Source organism: Salinicoccus siamensis, from assembly GCF_055391965.1.
This window is the reverse complement of record NZ_AP043765.1, coordinates 1,561,087-1,579,486: the sequence shown is the minus strand read 5'-3', so window position 1 is coordinate 1,579,486 and position 18,400 is coordinate 1,561,087. Positions and strand designations below refer to the sequence as shown.

General features: G+C 47.0%; 18 protein-coding genes. 13 read left to right on the top strand and 5 right to left on the bottom strand.

Features of this window, described 5'->3' with window-relative positions:
- Positions 1 to 80: 80 nt before the first annotated feature.
- The 7 genes from ACZ5LF_RS08115 (at position 81) to ACZ5LF_RS08085 (ending at position 7,296) form a co-directional block, all read left to right on the top strand.
- Entirely contained in the window at positions 81 to 710 is a 630-nt protein-coding gene (locus tag ACZ5LF_RS08115) for a YkyA family protein (protein WP_380571800.1), read from the top strand.
- Between the two features lie 167 nt (positions 711 to 877).
- The gene (gene pdhA / locus ACZ5LF_RS08110) at positions 878 to 1,987 is read left to right on the top strand and encodes a pyruvate dehydrogenase (acetyl-transferring) E1 component subunit alpha (RefSeq protein WP_380571798.1); all 1,110 of its coding nucleotides are present in this window, start codon (positions 878 to 880) and stop codon (positions 1,985 to 1,987) included.
- A 3-nt stretch (positions 1,988 to 1,990) separates the two neighbouring features.
- The gene (locus tag ACZ5LF_RS08105) at positions 1,991 to 2,968 is read left to right on the top strand and encodes an alpha-ketoacid dehydrogenase subunit beta (protein WP_380571796.1); all 978 of its coding nucleotides are present in this window, start codon (positions 1,991 to 1,993) and stop codon (positions 2,966 to 2,968) included.
- Positions 2,969 to 2,994: 26 nt separating this feature from the next.
- Positions 2,995 to 4,332 carry a dihydrolipoamide acetyltransferase family protein gene (locus ACZ5LF_RS08100; protein WP_380571794.1) on the top strand — a complete coding sequence of 446 codons (1,338 nt, stop codon included), beginning with the start codon at positions 2,995 to 2,997 and terminating at the stop codon, positions 4,330 to 4,332.
- A gap of 6 nt (positions 4,333 to 4,338) precedes the next feature.
- The gene (gene lpdA, locus ACZ5LF_RS08095; protein WP_380571792.1) at positions 4,339 to 5,745 is read left to right on the top strand and encodes a dihydrolipoyl dehydrogenase; all 1,407 of its coding nucleotides are present in this window, start codon (positions 4,339 to 4,341) and stop codon (positions 5,743 to 5,745) included.
- A gap of 68 nt (positions 5,746 to 5,813) precedes the next feature.
- Positions 5,814 to 6,086 (top strand): UPF0223 family protein, encoded by a 273-nt coding sequence (locus tag ACZ5LF_RS08090; protein ID WP_380571790.1) that lies wholly within the window; start codon positions 5,814 to 5,816, stop codon positions 6,084 to 6,086.
- A gap of 172 nt (positions 6,087 to 6,258) precedes the next feature.
- Positions 6,259 to 7,296 (top strand): DUF4064 domain-containing protein, encoded by a 1,038-nt coding sequence (locus ACZ5LF_RS08085; RefSeq protein ID WP_380571788.1) that lies wholly within the window; start codon positions 6,259 to 6,261, stop codon positions 7,294 to 7,296.
- Between the two features lie 187 nt (positions 7,297 to 7,483).
- Here the strand turns inward: ACZ5LF_RS08085 and ACZ5LF_RS08080 are convergent, their stop codons facing one another.
- Positions 7,484 to 8,092 (bottom strand): YktB family protein, encoded by a 609-nt coding sequence (locus ACZ5LF_RS08080; protein WP_380571786.1) that lies wholly within the window; start codon positions 8,090 to 8,092, stop codon positions 7,484 to 7,486.
- 76 nt (positions 8,093 to 8,168) lie between these two features.
- On the opposite strand from ACZ5LF_RS08080, the gene ACZ5LF_RS08075 reads away from it, so the two are divergent.
- On the top strand, positions 8,169 to 8,987 hold the full coding sequence (locus ACZ5LF_RS08075; protein ID WP_380571784.1) for an inositol monophosphatase family protein: 819 nt from the start codon (positions 8,169 to 8,171) through the stop codon (positions 8,985 to 8,987).
- On the opposite strand, the gene ACZ5LF_RS08070 is transcribed toward ACZ5LF_RS08075, so the two are convergent.
- The 3 genes from ACZ5LF_RS08070 to ACZ5LF_RS08060 all read right to left on the bottom strand — a co-directional run bounded on the left by ACZ5LF_RS08070 (position 8,924) and on the right by ACZ5LF_RS08060 (position 10,209).
- Positions 8,924 to 9,280, bottom strand: coding sequence for a hypothetical protein (locus ACZ5LF_RS08070; protein ID WP_380571782.1), 357 nt, complete (start codon positions 9,278 to 9,280; stop codon positions 8,924 to 8,926). The two genes, ACZ5LF_RS08075 and ACZ5LF_RS08070, sit on opposite strands and share 64 nt — an antisense overlap.
- Before the next feature lie 14 nt (positions 9,281 to 9,294).
- Entirely contained in the window at positions 9,295 to 9,852 is a 558-nt protein-coding gene (locus ACZ5LF_RS08065) for a hypothetical protein (protein WP_380571780.1), read from the bottom strand.
- 165 nt (positions 9,853 to 10,017) lie between these two features.
- On the bottom strand, positions 10,018 to 10,209 hold the full coding sequence (locus ACZ5LF_RS08060; protein WP_380571778.1) for a DUF5325 family protein: 192 nt from the start codon (positions 10,207 to 10,209) through the stop codon (positions 10,018 to 10,020).
- Positions 10,210 to 10,374: 165 nt separating this feature from the next.
- Here ACZ5LF_RS08060 and typA point away from each other — a divergent pair, with 165 nt between their 5' ends.
- On the top strand, positions 10,375 to 12,219 hold the full coding sequence (typA, locus tag ACZ5LF_RS08055) for a translational GTPase TypA (RefSeq protein ID WP_380571776.1): 1,845 nt from the start codon (positions 10,375 to 10,377) through the stop codon (positions 12,217 to 12,219).
- A gap of 24 nt (positions 12,220 to 12,243) precedes the next feature.
- On the top strand, positions 12,244 to 12,573 hold the full coding sequence (locus tag ACZ5LF_RS08050; protein ID WP_380572131.1) for a YlaH-like family protein: 330 nt from the start codon (positions 12,244 to 12,246) through the stop codon (positions 12,571 to 12,573).
- A 35-nt stretch (positions 12,574 to 12,608) separates the two neighbouring features.
- On the opposite strand, the gene ACZ5LF_RS08045 is transcribed toward ACZ5LF_RS08050, so the two are convergent.
- Complete coding sequence (locus tag ACZ5LF_RS08045) at positions 12,609 to 13,091, bottom strand: hypothetical protein (protein WP_380571774.1); 483 nt, start codon at positions 13,089 to 13,091, stop codon at positions 12,609 to 12,611.
- Between the two features lie 146 nt (positions 13,092 to 13,237).
- Here ACZ5LF_RS08045 and ACZ5LF_RS08040 point away from each other — a divergent pair, with 146 nt between their 5' ends.
- The 3 genes from ACZ5LF_RS08040 (at position 13,238) to ACZ5LF_RS08030 (ending at position 18,327) form a co-directional block, all read left to right on the top strand.
- Positions 13,238 to 13,537 carry an Fpa/YlaN family protein gene (locus ACZ5LF_RS08040; RefSeq protein WP_380571772.1) on the top strand — a complete coding sequence of 100 codons (300 nt, stop codon included), beginning with the start codon at positions 13,238 to 13,240 and terminating at the stop codon, positions 13,535 to 13,537.
- Between the two features lie 30 nt (positions 13,538 to 13,567).
- Positions 13,568 to 14,755 carry an FtsW/RodA/SpoVE family cell cycle protein gene (locus ACZ5LF_RS08035; protein ID WP_380571770.1) on the top strand — a complete coding sequence of 396 codons (1,188 nt, stop codon included), beginning with the start codon at positions 13,568 to 13,570 and terminating at the stop codon, positions 14,753 to 14,755.
- A gap of 134 nt (positions 14,756 to 14,889) precedes the next feature.
- On the top strand, positions 14,890 to 18,327 hold the full coding sequence (locus ACZ5LF_RS08030) for a pyruvate carboxylase (protein ID WP_380571768.1): 3,438 nt from the start codon (positions 14,890 to 14,892) through the stop codon (positions 18,325 to 18,327).
- Positions 18,328 to 18,400 lie beyond the last annotated feature (73 nt).

Sequence of the window (18,400 nt, the reverse complement as noted above, 5' to 3'; positions counted from 1 at the left end):
TAATACTCAGGAGAACCGGAATTCTCAACATATTATTTTTTAATTATACACTATCCAGTCAACAATCGGAGGGAATGGAAATGAAGAAATTATTAGGTGGCGCCATGGTGATGGCGATGGTGCTTGCCGGGTGTTCGTCAGCATCTGATGAACTGCTCGATTTTTATAATGCGTTTCAAGAGACCGTCGAGGTGGAAAAGGAGATAGAGGATGTCAACGCTGAATTCGAAGAGTTGGAGGGCGAGAAGGCGGAACTGCAAGGCTCACTTAAGAACGCTACTAAGAAAGAACTTGGGGAGATAAGCGATTCGCTAGTGGAAAATACGGATAAACGTATCGAACAGTTGGATCAGGAAGTCGCAATCATGGGAGAGAGCAGGAGCCGTATGGAAGCTTCGACCCAATATATAGAAGAGATTTCCGATGAATCCAACCGCAAGCAGGCACAGTCGCTGATCGATGCGATGGAGGAGAGATACATGAGCCACGGGGAAATGATCGGCAGCTATAAGTCTGTATTGAACAGCGAAAAGGATATCTTCGCATATCTTGGTGAAGAAGAAGTGTCACAGGATGAAGTGGATGAACGACTTAACAGCCTGAGCAAGGAATATGAGGAAGTCCAGAAGAATGCAGAAACTTTCAGCAAGCGCACTGAACAGGTGAACGCACTCAAAAAAGAGATAGAGACCATAATCGAAGGAGAATGATGTAAGCGCTGTATTATATAACAGATAAAACTGTATTAGTACAGAAATCGTTGATTTAAAGCGCTTTGTGAGCATCTGTTACAATCCTGTTTATTTTACTGTTGTAACAGGATATGGTAAGATAATATACGATAAATGAAAAATTTGAAAGGTATGGTGAACACTTTATGGCACCAAAGAATAAAAGTTTCGATCCGGTCAAGACACTTGAAGAGATCGAAAATAAATTTGAAATGTTCCAGATTCTCGATCAGGACGGGAAAGTCACCAATAAAGACGCAATGCCTGATCTATCCGATGACGATCTTGTAGAACTGATGAAGCGCATGGTCTGGACACGCGTACTCGATCAGCGTTCAGTTTCATTGAACCGCCAAGGCAGATTGGGCTTCTATGCACCTACAGCCGGCCAGGAAGCATCCCAGCTCGCCAGCCAGTTCGCCCTTGAAGGTGAAGACTACATCCTTCCTGGCTATCGTGATGTGCCGCAGCTGATCTGGCACGGTCTGCCGCTTACGAAAGCCTTCCTTTTCTCAAGAGGCCATTATGAAGGCAACCAGTTCCCTGAAGGCGTGAATGCACTCAGCCCGCAGATCATCATCGGCGCACAGTATGTGCAGACAGCTGGTGTGGCACTCGGCATTAAAATGCGCGGAAAGGACACAGTAGCAATCACCTATACGGGTGATGGTGGTACGTCACAGGGGGACTTCTACGAAGGCATCAACTTTGCAAGTGCGTATAAAGCGCCTGCAATATTCGTCATCCAGAACAACCACTATGCAATTTCGACGCCTCGGGACTTGCAGACTGCGGCGAAGACGCTCGCCCAAAAAGGTGTAGCCTCAGGTGTACCAAGCATTCAAGTGGACGGCATGGACCCGCTTGCTGTATACAAGGTGACTAAAGATGCACGCGACCGTGCAGTTGCAGGAGAAGGACCAACTGTCATCGAGATGCTCTGTTACCGTTATGGACCGCACACAATGGCAGGGGACGACCCGACACGCTACAGGACATCCGATGAAGATTCAGATTGGGAAAAGAAAGACCCGCTCGTCCGTTTCCGCGCTTTCCTTGAAGAGAAGGACCTATGGAGCGAAGATCAGGAAAATGAAGTGATGGAGCAGGCTAAAGAAGATATCAAGAAAGCAATCAAAGAAGCAGACGGTGCAGAAAAACAGACTGTCACCAAACTCATGGAGCTCACTTATGATGAAATGCCGAGCAACCTGAAGGAACAGTATGAAGTCTACAAAGAAAAGGAGTCGAAATAAGCAATGGCACAGATGACAATGATCCAAGCAATCACTGACGCGATGGCCACAGAACTCAGGAACGATGAGAATGTCCTGCTCTTCGGCGAAGACGTCGGCGTAAACGGCGGAGTATTCCGCGCTACAGAGGGCCTGCAGAAAGAATTCGGTGAAGATCGTGTGTTCGATACACCACTTGCAGAAAGTGGGCTCGTATCGATGGGTCTCGGCCTTACACTGGAAGGTTTCCGCCCTGTAGTGGAAATCCAGTTCTTCGGCTTCCTTTTTGAAGCGATGGACGGCGTAGCCGGCCAGATCGCCCGCAACAGACAGCGTTCAGGCGCTTCAAAGGAAACGCCTGTCGTAATCCGTGCGCCATTTGGCGGCGGTGTCCACACGCCTGAACTCCACGCGGATTCGCTGGAAGGCCTGATGGCACAGACGCCAGGCCTTAAAGTGGTCATCCCGTCAAATCCAGTAGATGCAAAAGGACTTCTGATTGAAGCAATCCGCTCGAATGACCCTGTCATCTTCCTTGAACACATGAAACTCTACCGTTCATTCCGTGAAGATGTACCGGAAGAAGAATATACTGTCGAAATCGGCAAGGCAAGCGTCAAACAAGAGGGCGACGACATTACACTGATCGCGTACGGCGCAATGGTTCAAGAAGCCATCAAAGCAGCTGATGCACTTAAAGAAGAGGGCGTCTCTGCAGAAGTGATCGACTTGAGGACCGTCTCGCCAATAGACTATGACACATTGGTCGAATCTGTCGAGAAGACGAACCGTGCAGTGGTCATCCAGGAAGCACAGCGTCAAGCAGGTGTTGCAGCGAACGTTGCAGCAGAACTGTCCGAACGTGCCATCCTTAGTCTGGAAGCACCAATCATGCGCGTCACAGCGCCTGATACGGTCTATCCATTCACACAAGCGGAAGGTGTATGGCTGCCTACCAAAGATGACATCATCGAACGTGCGAAACAGGTTATGGACTTTTAAACAGAAAGTATAAAGGAGGAAATACTGTGGCTTTTGAATTTAAACTGCCGGATATCGGTGAAGGTATCCACGAAGGTGAAATCGTCAAGTGGTTCATCAATGAAGGCGATGAAATCAAAGAAGATGATGTGCTAGCAGAAGTGCAGAATGATAAAGCAGTTGTTGAAATCCCGTCTCCAGTAGACGGGACGGTCAAACAACTCCATGTCGAAGAAGGAACCGTTACAACTGTTGGTGAAACGATTGTGACCATCGATGATGGTTCTGAAGACTCTGGCGGAGAAGAACCTGCTGAAAAAGAAGAAAAGCAAGAAGAGAAGCAAGAAGAGAAGCAAGAAGAAAAAGAAACGGATGATTCCAAGAAAGAAGGACAAGCTTCTGGCAAAGGCGAAGATTCCGGTAAGGAAGACGAGTCAGAAAAAGGCGGCTCTTCCGACAAACGCATCATCGCGATGCCAAGTGTACGTAAATTTGCACGCGATAACGATGTTGACATCACAGAAGTATCGGGCACCGGCAAAAACGGCCGTGTAGTGAAGGCAGATGTGGAAGCATTCATGAATGGCGACCAGAGTTCTGCTGAGGCGACTCAAGAAACTGCCGACACCACTGATGAACAGCCAACATCCAAAGATGCCAAGCCAGCATCTTCTGAAGGCGAGTTCCCGGAGACGCGCGAAAAGATGAGCGGCATGAGAAAAGCGATCGCAAAAGCGATGGTCAACTCCAAACAGACTTCCCCACATGTTACACATCTCGACGAAGTAGAAGTAAAAGCGCTGTGGGACCACAGGAAGAAATTCAAATCAATCGCAGAAGAACAAGGCATCAAATTGACTTTCCTGCCATATGTGGTAAAAGCACTTGTGTCAATGCTCAAGAAATATCCTGAATTCAATGCATCAATCGATTCAGAAACATTTGAAGTCATACAGAAACATTATTATAATGTAGGCATTGCAGCCGATACAGAGCGTGGCCTTGTTGTACCTGTAGTGAAACATGCAGACAAGAAATCCATGTTCGAAATATCCGACGAGATTAACCAGCTTGCCGGCAAAGCACGTGACGGCAAGCTCTCAGGCGATGAAATGAAGGGCGGATCAATGACCATCTCAAACCTCGGTTCTGCAGGAGGACAATGGTTCACACCAGTCATCAACCAGCCTGAAGTGGCAATCCTCGGCATCGGACGCATAGAAGAGAAAGCAATCGTGAGAGATGGGGAGATAGTGGCGGCCCCTATGCTTGCACTGTCACTCAGCTATGACCACAGACAGATTGACGGCATGACGGCACAGAACGCCCTGAACCATGTTAAGCGTCTGCTTAACAATCCAGAATTACTATTAATGGAGGGATAATTACAGATGGTAGTTGGAGATTTTCCTATTGAAACTGATACTATTGTAGTCGGCGCAGGCCCAGGAGGCTACGTTGCAGCAATCCGCGCAGCACAACTTGGACAGAAAGTGACAATCGTAGAAAAAGGTGACATCGGTGGCGTCTGCCTGAATGTCGGCTGTATCCCGTCCAAAGCGATGATTTCATCTTCCCATCGTTTCCAGCAGGCACAAAGCTCTGAAGACATGGGTGTCATCACTGAAGGTGTGAAACTTGATTTCTCCAAAGTGCAGTCATTCAAAGACAGTGTAGTCAAAAAACTCACTGGCGGCGTTGAAAGCCTGCTTAAAGGAAACAAAGTCGAGATCGTCAAAGGCGAAGCTTACTTCGTCGATGGCAACACTATGAAAGTCATGGACGAAAAGCAGTCACAGACTTATGAATTCAAAAATGCAATCGTGGCTACCGGCTCCCGTCCAATAGAAATCCCAGGTTTCAAATTCGGTAAACGCATCCTCGATTCCAGCGGTGCGCTTGCGTTGGAAGAAAAACCTGAGAAATTGGTCGTCATCGGTGGCGGCTACATCGGAACTGAGCTAGGTACTGCCTATGCGAATTTCGGTACAGAAGTGACGATTCTTGAAGGTGCCAAAGATATTCTTGGTGGATTCGAAAAACAGATGACGCAAGTCGTCAAAAAGAACCTCAAGAAAAAAGGTGTAACCATCGAGATGGAAGCAATGGCTAAAGAAGCTGAAGAAACAGACGATGGCGTCAAAGTCACTTATGAAGTTAAAGGCGAGACTAAAGAAATCGAAGCAGACTATGTCCTTGTAACAGTAGGACGTCGTCCGAATACAGATGAGCTCGGTTTGGAAGAGGCCGGCATCAAAATGTCCGATAAAGGCCTCATCGAAGTCGATAAACAATCCCGTACTTCAATTGACAGCATCTTCGCTATAGGCGATATAGTGCCTGGACTGCCACTTGCCCACAAAGCAAGCTACGAAGGTAAAGTTGCTGCTGAAGCAATTGCAGGAGAAAAATCTGAAGTTGATTATCTCAGCATGCCAGCAGTCTGCTTCTCAGAACCTGAGTTGGCTACAGTCGGCTATAATGAAGCAGACGCTAAAGAAGCTGGATTTGAAGTGAAGACAGGTAAATTCCCATTCGCAGCAAACGGTCGTGCGCTTGGATTGAATGAAACTGATGGTTTCGTCAAACTTGTTTCACGTAAAGAAGACGGCCTACTCCTCGGTGCCCAAGTTGCGGGAGCAGGCGCTTCCGACATCATTGCAGAACTTGGCCTTGCAGTTGAGACAGGAATGACTGCTGAGGATATCGCGCTTACCATCCACGCCCACCCGACACTTGGAGAGATTCCAATGGAAGCTGCGGACGTGGTACTGGGTAGACCAATCCACACTATGTAACAGCATATTTTAAGGGCGTCCATAACGGATGCCCTTTTTTTATCTTTGCCGTAAAGGAGGAGACCAGAATGGAAGAATACAGCTATCCGATTGATGAAGACTGGACTACAGATGAAATCATCGACGCCGTCGCTTTTTTTGAAGCCGTAGAGAAAGCATATGATGGCGGTGTGCCTGCAGAAGAATTGAAAAGGAAGTATGAAACCTTCAAAAGAATTGTACCAGGGAAATCGCAGGAAAAGACGAAATTTCGTGAGTTCAAATCAAACAGCGGCCTTGAAGCCTATACAGCAGTCAAAAAGCTTAAGGATGCAGAACCAGACAGCATGATCAGAGTGTAGATCATATACAATCCGGGACCGTATCCTGCAGCCACACTCACGATTAAAGATCAGTCGGCTGCATGCGTACATAAAAAAGCATAGAGAGTGATTAAACTAAATTTTATCTGGTTAAAAAATCGATGTACGGGTAATATTGATTATGAAGACATAAATAACCTAGGAGGTTCCTATGGCTAAAAAAAATTATACCCAAACGGTAAAACCGGTCAGCCGCATTCCTGAAAAGATATTCGGATGGCTGGCTTGGATTGGATTGCTGGCGATAACGGCCCTGCTTCTTTTCTTTTCACTCGTCACAATGAATGACGCACAGGTTACACAGAACATGACACAGCAACTTGAAACAGAATTCCAGAACCTTGCGGAGCAGGGACAGGATATTGGAGCCGCACCCGGAGATCTTGCTGATATGGTAGTCGGGTGGTTGAACAATGTATGGATGATTGCACTATATCTGATGATTCCGCTCATTTTAGGACTGTTCGGCCTTCTGACGATGCGCAGAAGGATTTTGGCAGGCTTCCTGCTGCTGGTGGCAGCCATTCTCACAGCACCGCTCATTGCGCCTGTCGTGACTGGCATCATACCATTATTCTTCATCATTGCAGCAATACTGCTCTTTGTCAGAAAGGATAGAGTCATTCGAAATGATGAACTTGAACCCCTGGATGAAGAACGGCGGCACAGCAGGAACAATAACCGAACATTTGAAGATGGCGGGATGACTGAAGCTGGGACGCCAGATAGGCAACCACGCCGTCGGGACGAAGCGGAATCAGATCAGGCTTTCGACTACAATAGGCCTGCGGCCAGGCGCCGAGATGACGCCCCCCTCGATAGGGATGAAGTCAATGAAGACAGAAACAGCCGGGGACCGCGGAGTCACCATGACGAAGATATCGAGTCAACACGTACTTTCAGCCTCGGTGAATATGATGACGACAACAGGACATCGGCACGTGACACTACGAGACGTTCAGATAAGACAGCAGAAGACGATCGGTTTGTAGATCGCAATATCGACTCCAGTGAGCCCGTCACTCCGGTATCAGAAGAAGAGTATACAAGGCGCGGGGGCACTGCGGGCTCCGGTAGGTCTGATGACCGCGCAGATGCATCACAGCGCCGTACCGGCGATGATTACAGCTATGATGCAACGAAGGAACGCCGTGATAATGTAAACAGACGCAACAACGATTCACTATAAGTACAGAAGACGCTCTGGTTGGAGCGTCTTTTTTTATAAAAATATTCAAGAAAGGTGGATATCGCCGACATCGCCCGTATACAGTCTTTGGCAAATCAGCTGAAAGTGCAGGTGACCTGATCTTCCGCCTATTGGAAAAGCCTCGATACACGGCAGGTATCGAGGCTTTTCCAATGCTCCATTTGAATCAATAGAGCTTTAACAGTTCAGTCATGACCGTCTCCAGCTCTTTTAGGAATATATCATCGTTTTCCAAAACGGGGTTTGAAGGCAGATACATCTTCCCGATCAGGAACTCACCCTTCTTCACATCCTTCAGACGGGTGAGCGCAGATTCAAAGTCATCATAACTCATATCATCGATGGCTGTCTTTTCGGGTTTCATATGATCCAAAGAGATTACGTAATTGTTCGGCATGCTGCGCATCTCCTCGATCATATCAAGCCATTTATCAGCAACCTGCTGTTTTTCAGGAGACTCATATATGACCCCGTACATGCAGAATGCATGATCACCAAAAAGGCCGATCTGGAAATGGGGCATCATTTTATAGCCTCTTGGGTTGGTGCTGAAGCTGACCCATGTATCGTCTGGGGGGTTCACTTTCCGACGTGCGTGCTTGGCAACATGGGCGAAATGCTCATCTCCGGTCAAAGTGGTGAGATATTCACTGAAATATTCACCGAGGTTCTCAAGTTTAGGTCGTATGGTCTCTTTCAGGGCATCCATCCGCGGCTCCAGACCGTCGATGTCGAAAACCCGGAAGTCCTCCTTTGTAAAATGGTACTTAGACATTTGGCTTCTCCTTTCAAATCATTATCTATATGATAGAATAAGTGATAATGTCAATCAATCATTTGGGGTGGATGCAATGGAAATATATGAATTCGGGCAACGTATGATCAGGGAAGCGGGGGACTTCATCAAACTCCGTATGAAGGAGGATTTCAAGGTTGATGCCAAGCTCAACCCTCATGACCTGGTGACGGATGTCGACAAGGAAACAGAGACATATATATATGAACGGATACTTGAACGCTACCCGGACCACCGCATCATTGGTGAGGAAGGACACGGCACAGATATTGAAGATATGTCGGGTGTGCTGTGGATAGTTGATCCGATAGACGGTACCTTGAATTTTGTACACCAGCTCCAGAACTTCGCTGTCTCCATCGGTGTCTATGTGGATGGAGAACCTTACTGTGGGTTGATTTTGGATGTCATGGAAGGCGTGCTGTACCATGCAAGGGTCGGCAGCGGTGCTTTCAAGGATGATATCCGCCTAGATGAAATGCGGGACACGACGCTTGACCGGTCGCTCATCGGCATGAATGCCAATTGGGTCATCAAAGATCAGATAGGACCTGCATTCAAGAAAATAGTGGAACAAACAAGGAGTACACGATCATACGGTTCCGCTGCCCTCGAAATGGCATATGTCGCGACCGGCATCCTCAGCGCCTCTGTGTTCTTCAGACTGCACCCATGGGATTATTCAGCAGGTATGATCATAATCGATGAAGCTGGCGGCAGGACAACCAACCTGCTTGGTGAAGAGATCGATATATTGAAGAAGGATAGCATCCTGACTGGCAATAAAGCGATCCACAAGGAACTTACAGATTACTTTACAAGTGATGCGGCATTTATAGCCGGCCACAGGCGTGTACACGGGGAGAAGCGATAGATGCGGGTATGCCCCTCCAATTTTATAAAGTTCTGCCGGATGATCTTCTGAAGCGTGTATTCCGATAGCTCGAGCTTGAGATGGTCTATGATATCACGGCGTTTGTAGTGTATATCAGGGCTGATCATGTGGAGGCGGTTGAAGTATTCAGCTGTTATCGCCTGTATTCCAACAACTTTGCCACATGCATCACATCGTCCGAAATTGCTGCCTATCGTCTGCCAATCAAAACTGTGGCAGAACGGACATTTGATGCCCCTCTTGAAGTTGAAGTGGACCATTCTGACCGTCACCCGGCCGCCTGTAATCAGTGCGAGGCCGGGTGACGGTTCTTTTTTCTGATTACAGCGGAATGTTCGATGGTCTTCAAATAATGGGGGAGCTCACTTAATTTCAAAAACAGTTCAGAACGGGCCGGTTCAATTTTGAAACTCGGATCCATCATCACATATTTGAGGATGATCGGACGCTGATAGCGCCCTTCATCTATGAGTTGCCCGCGAAACATTTCGAATATCGCGCGACTGCGGTTGAGGTCGATTACAGCTTCATGTCCAGCAGCACATAGTATATTGAACTGATTAATGTAGTGCGGGCCACTAAGATCATGCAGTACGAAAAGATAATAGCAGTAGTCGGTGGCAATCAGGACATTGACGATTTCGAACGCGTTGCCGATGTGCATTTCGGCATGCCAGTGGACGGACATATTCTGTGTGTTAATGTTCATAAGATAACGTTCAAATTCATTCTCAAGGTGTTCCATCTTCTGCATGGAATGATATTCTGCCGTTTCATCATCTGAAAAAGGCACCCTGTTGTACAAAAACTCATAAACTTTCAAGCGATCGTGTTTTTCCCTCATGGCACAACTCCTTAATGGTGGTGCCGTCATTATCTGTGAGATCAAACGATGGGTCAAAATACAGAAAAAGAGTCAATCCATACAAAAAAGGGCAAACGGGGGAGTAGTTCCAGTAAATCCCCGTCTGCCCTTCAACAAGCTATGCAAAATATCAAATTCAGCAGCCTACAGCCAACCGTTTTCACGGTATTTCTTTTTTAGTGTAAAACCGATTCCGAATATCGCGATGAACAGTACGACGGATAATATGGCCATGAGCGGCATCGCTTCAGCGACAAAGGCGGAGAAGGCAAGCATCATCAGGACAGCCAGCACAGCCAGCACCATGAATATGGCTTTTGATTTCTTTTGTTCCATTTTGACGGTCCTTTCGAAGTGGATTTGATGAATATTATAGCATAAGACAACATTTTATTACACCCAATGCTTGTCAAGGAGTGGAAAAGGACACCGATGTCGTGTTATAATAAATAAGTTATGAAATGAAAGCTACAAAACGATTTTAAAAACGAAGGGAAAGACTTGATGAATTTAAGAGAAGATATCCGTAATATCGCAATCATTGCACACGTTGACCACGGAAAAACGACACTAGTAGACGAACTGCTGAAGCAGTCCGGCATATTCCGGGAGAATGAGCATGTCGCCGAGCGCGCGATGGATTCCAATGATATTGAACGGGAACGTGGAATAACAATTCTCGCTAAAAATACAGCAATTGACTATAAAGATAAACGCATCAACATTCTTGATACTCCTGGGCACGCCGATTTCGGTGGCGAAGTTGAGAGGATCATGAAGATGGTGGATGGTGTAATCCTGGTTGTGGATGCCTATGAAGGTACTATGCCACAAACACGTTTCGTATTGAAGAAAGCATTGGACCAAGACCTTAAGCCACTTGTTGTTGTAAACAAGATCGATAAGGAAACGGCCCGCGCAGAAGCAGTCATCGATGAAGTGCTCGAGCTTTTCATCGAACTGGACGCAAATGACGAACAGCTCGAATTTCCAGTGGCATATGCTTCCGCAATAAACGGCACGGCAAGCCTCGAGGTGGATAAGCAGGAAGAGAACATGCAGTCCATATTCGATATGATCCTGGAATATGTGCCAGCTCCTGTAGATAACAGCGACGAACCGCTACAGTTCCAGGTCGCACTCCTCGACTATAACGATTATGTCGGCAGAATCGGCATCGGACGTGTATTCCGGGGGGAAATCAAAGTTGGCCAGCAAGTGTCGCTCATGAAGAATGATGGCACGGTCAAAAATTTCCGCGTGACCAAATTGTTTGGTTTCTTTGGGCTCCAGCGCCTCGAGATCGAGAGCGCCAAAGCAGGCGATCTGATAGCAGTCAGCGGCATGGAGGACATCAACGTCGGAGAGACTGTGACACCGATCGACAACCAGGAGGCATTGCCTCTTCTACACATCGACGAACCGACCCTGCAGATGACATTCTCAGTCAACAGCTCGCCATTCGCCGGCAAAGAAGGCAAGCATGTTACAGCGCGTAAGATAGAGGAAAGATTAGAAGAGCAGCTCGAAACGGACGTATCCCTGAAAGTTGAACCAACCGATCAACCGGATGCATGGACAGTTTCCGGCAGGGGCGAACTCCACTTATCAATCCTTATCGAAAACATGCGTCGTGAAGGGTTCGAACTTCAAGTCTCGAAACCGCAAGTCATCGTCAAAATGGTTGACGGCGTCAAATGTGAACCGTTTGAACGTGTCCAGATCGACGTGCCTGAAGAGTATACCGGAAGCATCATAGAATCACTCGGCCAACGGAAAGGTGAAATGGTGGACATGGTCAATACAGGCAATGGCCAAAGCCGTGTCACTTTCCTTGTACCAGCACGTGGTCTGATCGGATACCGTACGGAATTCATGTCCATGACACGTGGCTACGGCATCCTCAACCATACGTTCGAGGATTACCGTCCACTCATTAAAGGACGCATAGGCGGTAGACGTAATGGTGTTCTCGTATCCATCGATAAAGGAGCGGCTTCGACCTACTCCATCCTACAGCTGGAAAGCCGCGGCACCAACTTTATGGAGCCAGGTACTGAAGTCTACGAAGGCATGATTGTCGGCGAAAACTCACGGGACAACGATTTGACTGTCAACATCACTAAAGTGAAAGCAGCGAACAATATACGTTCTGCTACAAAAGAGCAGACGACGACCATGAAAAAACCTAAAGTGATGACCCTGGAGGAAGCGCTCGAGTACATCAATGATGATGAGCTTGTGGAAGTGACCCCAGAATCCATCCGTCTCAGAAAAAGCATACTTGCCAAGAATGAGCGGGAAAAATCACAAAAACATGAAAAGATTAAACTTGAATCGGAGTGAATTTAATTGTATCTCCCTGATTTGATGAGTGTGAATGTTACAGAGCGCCTGACTTTCTTCGGCAGGTTGTTCGGGTTGGATTCCAACCCTGAAAGTGGAATGTGGTACCTTTTCATCACCATCTTCATACTGTCGATCCTAGTGTATAACCTTGGTTTCGCACGTAAAGTCAAGGTGTGGCAGAATGCCATCATTTACGTTGTCATGTTTTTAGGATGCATCATATTGACTTTTTTCGGTGCATTCCTCCCCGTTGCAGAAAGTCTGATAGTCGCTACGGCCGTTTTGGCTTTATACCGCTTCAGATTGCACCAGGAACGGAAAGCTGGAAACATTAAAACTTCCGGCAAATAAAAATCAGCCTATCCAGATGGATAGGCTGATTTTTATTATTCAAAGGCGATGCCGGTAACATGCACGAGCTTTTCTTCCATATTGCCATCCTTGATGACCAGAACATCGATCATGCCATCATCGTAGATGCGCTTCCCATCCTGACTGAAATGGGCATAATATGTATCGCGTGCATTATAGGGAAGAGTAGTCGTCCCTTCGTCATGTGTGAACACAATCATTGCATCTTCGCCTTGATGGGGCTCGGTATATTCCAGGAAAGGTTTTAGGCAAATGATGAAAGTGCCTTCCAAGAGTTCTTTGTTTTTGAACTTTTTCTCGGTTTTCAAAGTAGGCGGTTTAGTCGTACCTTCAATGATCTGCCTGTTCCATTCTGTGCTGTCCGAAAAATTGATCTGTTCCTCGTCGGGTTCCTGGGCCAACACCTTTTCAAGTTCTTCTTTGCGGTCGTCGAATATCCATGTGGATGGGTCGAGTGTAATCTGGTAACGTACATTACCCAATATTTGTATAATCATCTGCATTCTCTCCTTACTGCTTAATTATAGCAGAAATATATGTATTGTTTAAGCCGTTTCAATCGTATCATACTCTTGTATTTACTTGCTTTTTTGCTGTTTCTGATATAAAATTTTATAGAGAGTTTATAGAAAGGGGTAATTTCGTGTCCACTAAAGATGATTTGAGCAGAAAGGCTTATGAACAGCTGGAAAAAGATGCCGAAAAGATTGTCCAGCTGATCGAAGTGCAGATGGACAACCTGACAATGCCCCAATGCCCGGTCTATGAAGAGGTTCTGGACACACAGATGTTTGGATTATCAAAAGAGGTCCATTTCGCTGCAAGACTTGGCCTGATCGATCCCGAAGACGGACATGCTGTACTGGAGAAACTGGAAAAGGAAGTATCCAAAGTGCACGAAGCATATATGGAAAAGGAAAAATTCGAGTCTAAAGAAATATGATCTTTAGACTTTTTTAAATGAGGCGATAAATTGTCATACATAAAAGACTTCTTCGACTACGTAAAAGTATACTCCAAACACGTTGATTTCGTCATCGTGATCAGCTATATCCTGCTTAGCCTCATCGGTCTCATCATGGTATACAGTGCGAGCATGGTAATTGCATCGAAAAGCGATATTACAGGCGGAAACCCTGAACATTATTATATCAGGCAACTGTTCTCCATAATTCTCGGCTTCATCGTGGTATTCATCATGACCTACTTCATGTCCGGGGAGTTTCTGCGCAACAAATACTTCCAGATCGCAGCAACGGGTGGCATTTTTATCCTTCTGTTGTTTACTGCTTTCTTCGGCACGGAAGTTAATGGGGAAAGGAACTGGATCCGCTTAGCGGGCTTCAACTTCCAGACTTCGGAGTTTTTCAAGATAGTGACCATTTTATATCTGGCGTACATATACGATAGGAAGAAAGACCGCCTCAAGCAACTTGAAGCAGGTCATCTGGTGCCTCTGTTGTTCATAGGTTTCTGTACCATGATGGTCATATCGAATGATTTCGGCACCGGGCTCGTCATCACTGGCATCATTGCAGGGATATTCCTGTACTCCGGCATCTCGATCCGATTTCTCGCCAAGGCGGGTGGGGTGATCGCCAGTGCGGCAGTAGCGATAGGCCTCATCATCTTCATGATCAAGGGAAGTATCCTCTCCCCACACCAGCAGGCCCGAATAGACACGTTCCTCCATCCATTCAATGATCCGACCGGGACGGGGTACCAATTGACGAATGCATTGGTATCCATATCCCATGGTGGCATTTTCGGCACTGGGCTGGGCAATGGTGTAATGAAGCTCGGCTATCTTCCAGAGCCGCATACTGACTTCATATTTGCGGTTGTTGCAGAAGAGCTGGGACTGATCGGCGTAATATTCATCCTACTCCTGTACTTGGTTCTTGTACTGAAGGCATTATGGTATGCAGCAGTCTCAGAAGACATGTTCTACCGCCTCATCTGTGTGGGTGTTGCTATCTACATCACCTTCCAGCTGTTCGTCAATCTCGGCGGCATCTCAAAGCTCATTCCGCTTACCGGTGTGCCGTTGCCGCTGCTCAGCTACGGTGGTTCGTCATTCCTCAGCATATCCATCGCAATCGGCCTGCTCATCATTTCGGCCAAACATGTCAAAAAACAAAAGACGCTGACCCACCTATAGACCAGAATTCATTTTCTGGTCTTTTTGGTTTATGTCCTTTTGCCGTCATTTACCAATTTAGGAGCAAGAATGAATTAGATTGTATATTTTTTGAATATTTATTATAATTAAAATGATAATAAAGGAGGAATGTCATGAATAAGATCAACAAGCTGATGGTTGCCAATAGGGGAGAAATCGCCATCCGTATCTTCCGTGCATGTACGGAGCTCGATATTACGACAGTAGCGATATACAGTAATGAGGATAAAGGGGCATTACATAGATACAAGGCTGACGAAGCATATCTTGTCGGCGAACAGCTGTCGCCTACAGAGAGTTATCTGGATATCGAAGCCATCATAGAAGTGGCGAAAAAAGCAGAAGTGGATGCTATACATCCAGGCTATGGCTTCTTGAGTGAGAATATGACGTTCGCGAAGCGTTGCGAAGAAGAGGGCATCATATTTGTCGGACCAGAACAGCGTCACTTGGATATGTTCGGTGATAAGGTCAAGGCTCGCGCCACAGCCGTAGCTGCCGGACTCCCGATCATCCCGGGTTCAGACGGTGCAGTCCAGTCATTCGAAGAAGTCGAGCAGTTCATTGGAAAGCATGGGTTGCCGATCATCATCAAGGCCATTTCAGGTGGCGGCGGGAAAGGGATGCGTATCGTCGATGAAGGCGATGATGTCAGGGACAGCTACGACCGGGCCAAGAGTGAAGCATCCAAATCCTTCGGCAACAGTGAAGTCTATCTTGAAAAGTATATCGCCACTCCGAAGCATATCGAAGTCCAAATCATTGGAGATGCTGAAGGCAACGTCCTCCACCTCTATGAACGCGACTGTTCAGTCCAGCGCCGCCACCAGAAGGTTGTGGAAGTGGCGCCGTCAGTCGGTCTGAGTGAAGAGATGCGTGCGAGAATCTGCGGGGCGGCAAAGGACATGGCTGAAAAAGTCGGCTACATCAACGCCGGAACCATTGAATTCCTGGTGGCTGGAGACGATTTCCATTTCATTGAAGTGAACCCGCGCGTACAGGTCGAGCATACGATTACAGAAATGGTTACCGGCATCGACATCGTCAAAACACAAATCCAAATAGCCGACGGCAATACGCTTTTCGGGGAAGCAATCAACCTGCCGCGGCAGGAAGACATTCCATTGATGGGATATGCTGTCCAGTGCCGGATCACCACTGAAGATCCATTGAATGATTTTATGCCTGACACAGGGCAGATCATGGCGTACCGTTCAAGCGGCGGGTTCGGCGTACGGTTGGATGCCGGAGATGGTTTCCAAGGGGCGGTCATCTCGCCTTACTACGATTCGCTTCTGGTCAAACTTTCTACACATGGTCTCACATATAAGGATGCAAACGAGAAGATGCTGCGCAGCCTGAAGGAGATGCGGATAAGGGGAATCAAGACCAATCTCCAGTTTTTGGCCAACGTCATCAGCAATGAGGATTTCCGGAAAGGAGATTATTCGACCAAATTCATCGACAACACGCCTTCACTTTTCGAATTCGAGAAGCCAAAGGATAGGGGAACCAAGACGCTTGAGTACATTTCGACAATCACGGTCAATGGATTTCCAGGGGTCGAACAACGCCAAAAGCCACATTTCGATCCTCCACGCATGCCAGACTATGAACCGAAAATAGTGGAGGGAACAAAACAGATACTGGATAATGAAGGGCCGGAGGGCTTGGTCAGATGGCTGAAGGCACAAGAAGATGTGCTTTTGACGGACACCACAATGAGGGATGCGCATCAGTCATTGCTTACGACACGGATCCGCACTTATGACATGAAGAAGATTGCGCCCTATACGGCACATGATCTGAAGGATGCATTTTCCCTTGAAATGTGGGGAGGGGCCACCTTTGATGTTGCATATAACTTCCTTAAGGAAGATCCGTGGAGACGACTTGAGACATTGCGCAGTGAAATACCGAATGTCCTCTTCCAGATGCTTCTCCGTGCTTCCAATGCAGTGGGCTATAAAAACTATCCGGACAATGTCGTGGAGAAATTTATACAGGAAAGTGCAGAGGCAGGCATAGATGTTTTCCGCATATTCGATTCCCTGAACTGGATGGAAGCAATGAAGCATCCGATTGAAGCCGTGCTCAAAAGCGGTAAGGTGGCTGAAGCGGCCATCTGTTATACAGGGGATATCCTGGATCCACAGCGTTCAGCCGTCTATACTCTGGACTACTACAAGAAGATGGCTCAAGAACTTGAGGCAGAAGGTGCGCATATACTTGCGATTAAAGATATGGCAGGACTTCTCAAACCGCAGGCAGCCTACGAGCTCATCGGGGAATTGAAGGCGACGGTGAATCTTCCAATCCACCTGCATACCCACGATACGAGCGGGAATGGCATCCTTATGTACCACAAGGCGATTGAAGCGGGTGTGGATGTGGTCGATACGGCACTCGGATCACTGAGCGGTCTGACATCCCAACCAAGTGCGAACAGCCTATATTATGCACAAAGCAATCAAAACAGGAAAGTCCGTGCCGATATAGAAGGACTTGAACGCTTAAGCGAGTACTGGGAGGATGTCAGGAAGTATTACGTCGATTTTGAAAGTGACATCAAAAGCCCAAATACTGAAATCTACAGGCACGAAATGCCGGGAGGCCAATACTCAAACCTCTACAGCCAGGCTAAGTCACTTGGACTTGGTGACCGCTATGGTGATGTCAAGAAGATGTATCAGAAGGTCAATATGCTGTTTGGCGACATCATCAAAGTGACCCCGTCATCCAAAGTAGTGGGGGATATGGCATTGTTCATGGTACAAAACGAACTCGATGAGGAAAGTGTCATCGAGCGCGGCCAGCACCTCGACTTCCCGGATTCAGTGGTCAGTTTCTTTAAAGGGGAAATCGGCAGACCTGAAACGGGATTCAATGAAGCCTTGCAGAAAGTTGTGCTTAAAGGCAGCGAACCATTGAGTGTACGGGCAGGTGAGGTCATGGAGCCGGTGGACTTCGATCAGCTACGTGAGGAAGTGGCCGAATTCTGCGACTACAAGATCACCGAGAAGGATGTATTGTCCTATGCGCTCTATCCGAAAGTCTTCAAAGACTTCATCATGACCAACAACAAGTGGGGCAATGTTGAAGTGTTGGATACGCCAACCTTCCTGTTCGGCATGCGAAAGAATGAACAGCTTGAGATTGAAATAGATAAGGGCAAGACGTTGATCGTAAACTTATTATCGATCGGACATGTGCATGAAGATGGTTACCGTTGGATGTATTTTGAATTGAACGGTTTCCCGCGCAAGGTCTATATAAATGATGAAAGTGTCGAATCGAAGGAAGCGAAACTCAAAAAAGCCGACCCTGCAAGCATAAGTGATATCGGGGCGCAGATGCCTGGTACCGTGAGTACGGTGAAGTATAAAACGGGGGAGACATTCAAAAAAGGGGAGGTCATCATAATTACAGAAGCAATGAAGATGGAAAGCTCTGTAAAGGCACCCTTCGACGGTAAAGTGACAGATGTATTCGTCGAAGCGGGTGATAAGGTAACCTCGATGGATCTTATGATGACCGTGGAAAAAGCGTAAGGTGAAATTCTGGAACATATAAAAAGCGTGCCCTTCATCTCCTGATCAGGAGATGAAGGGCACGCTTTTTGTT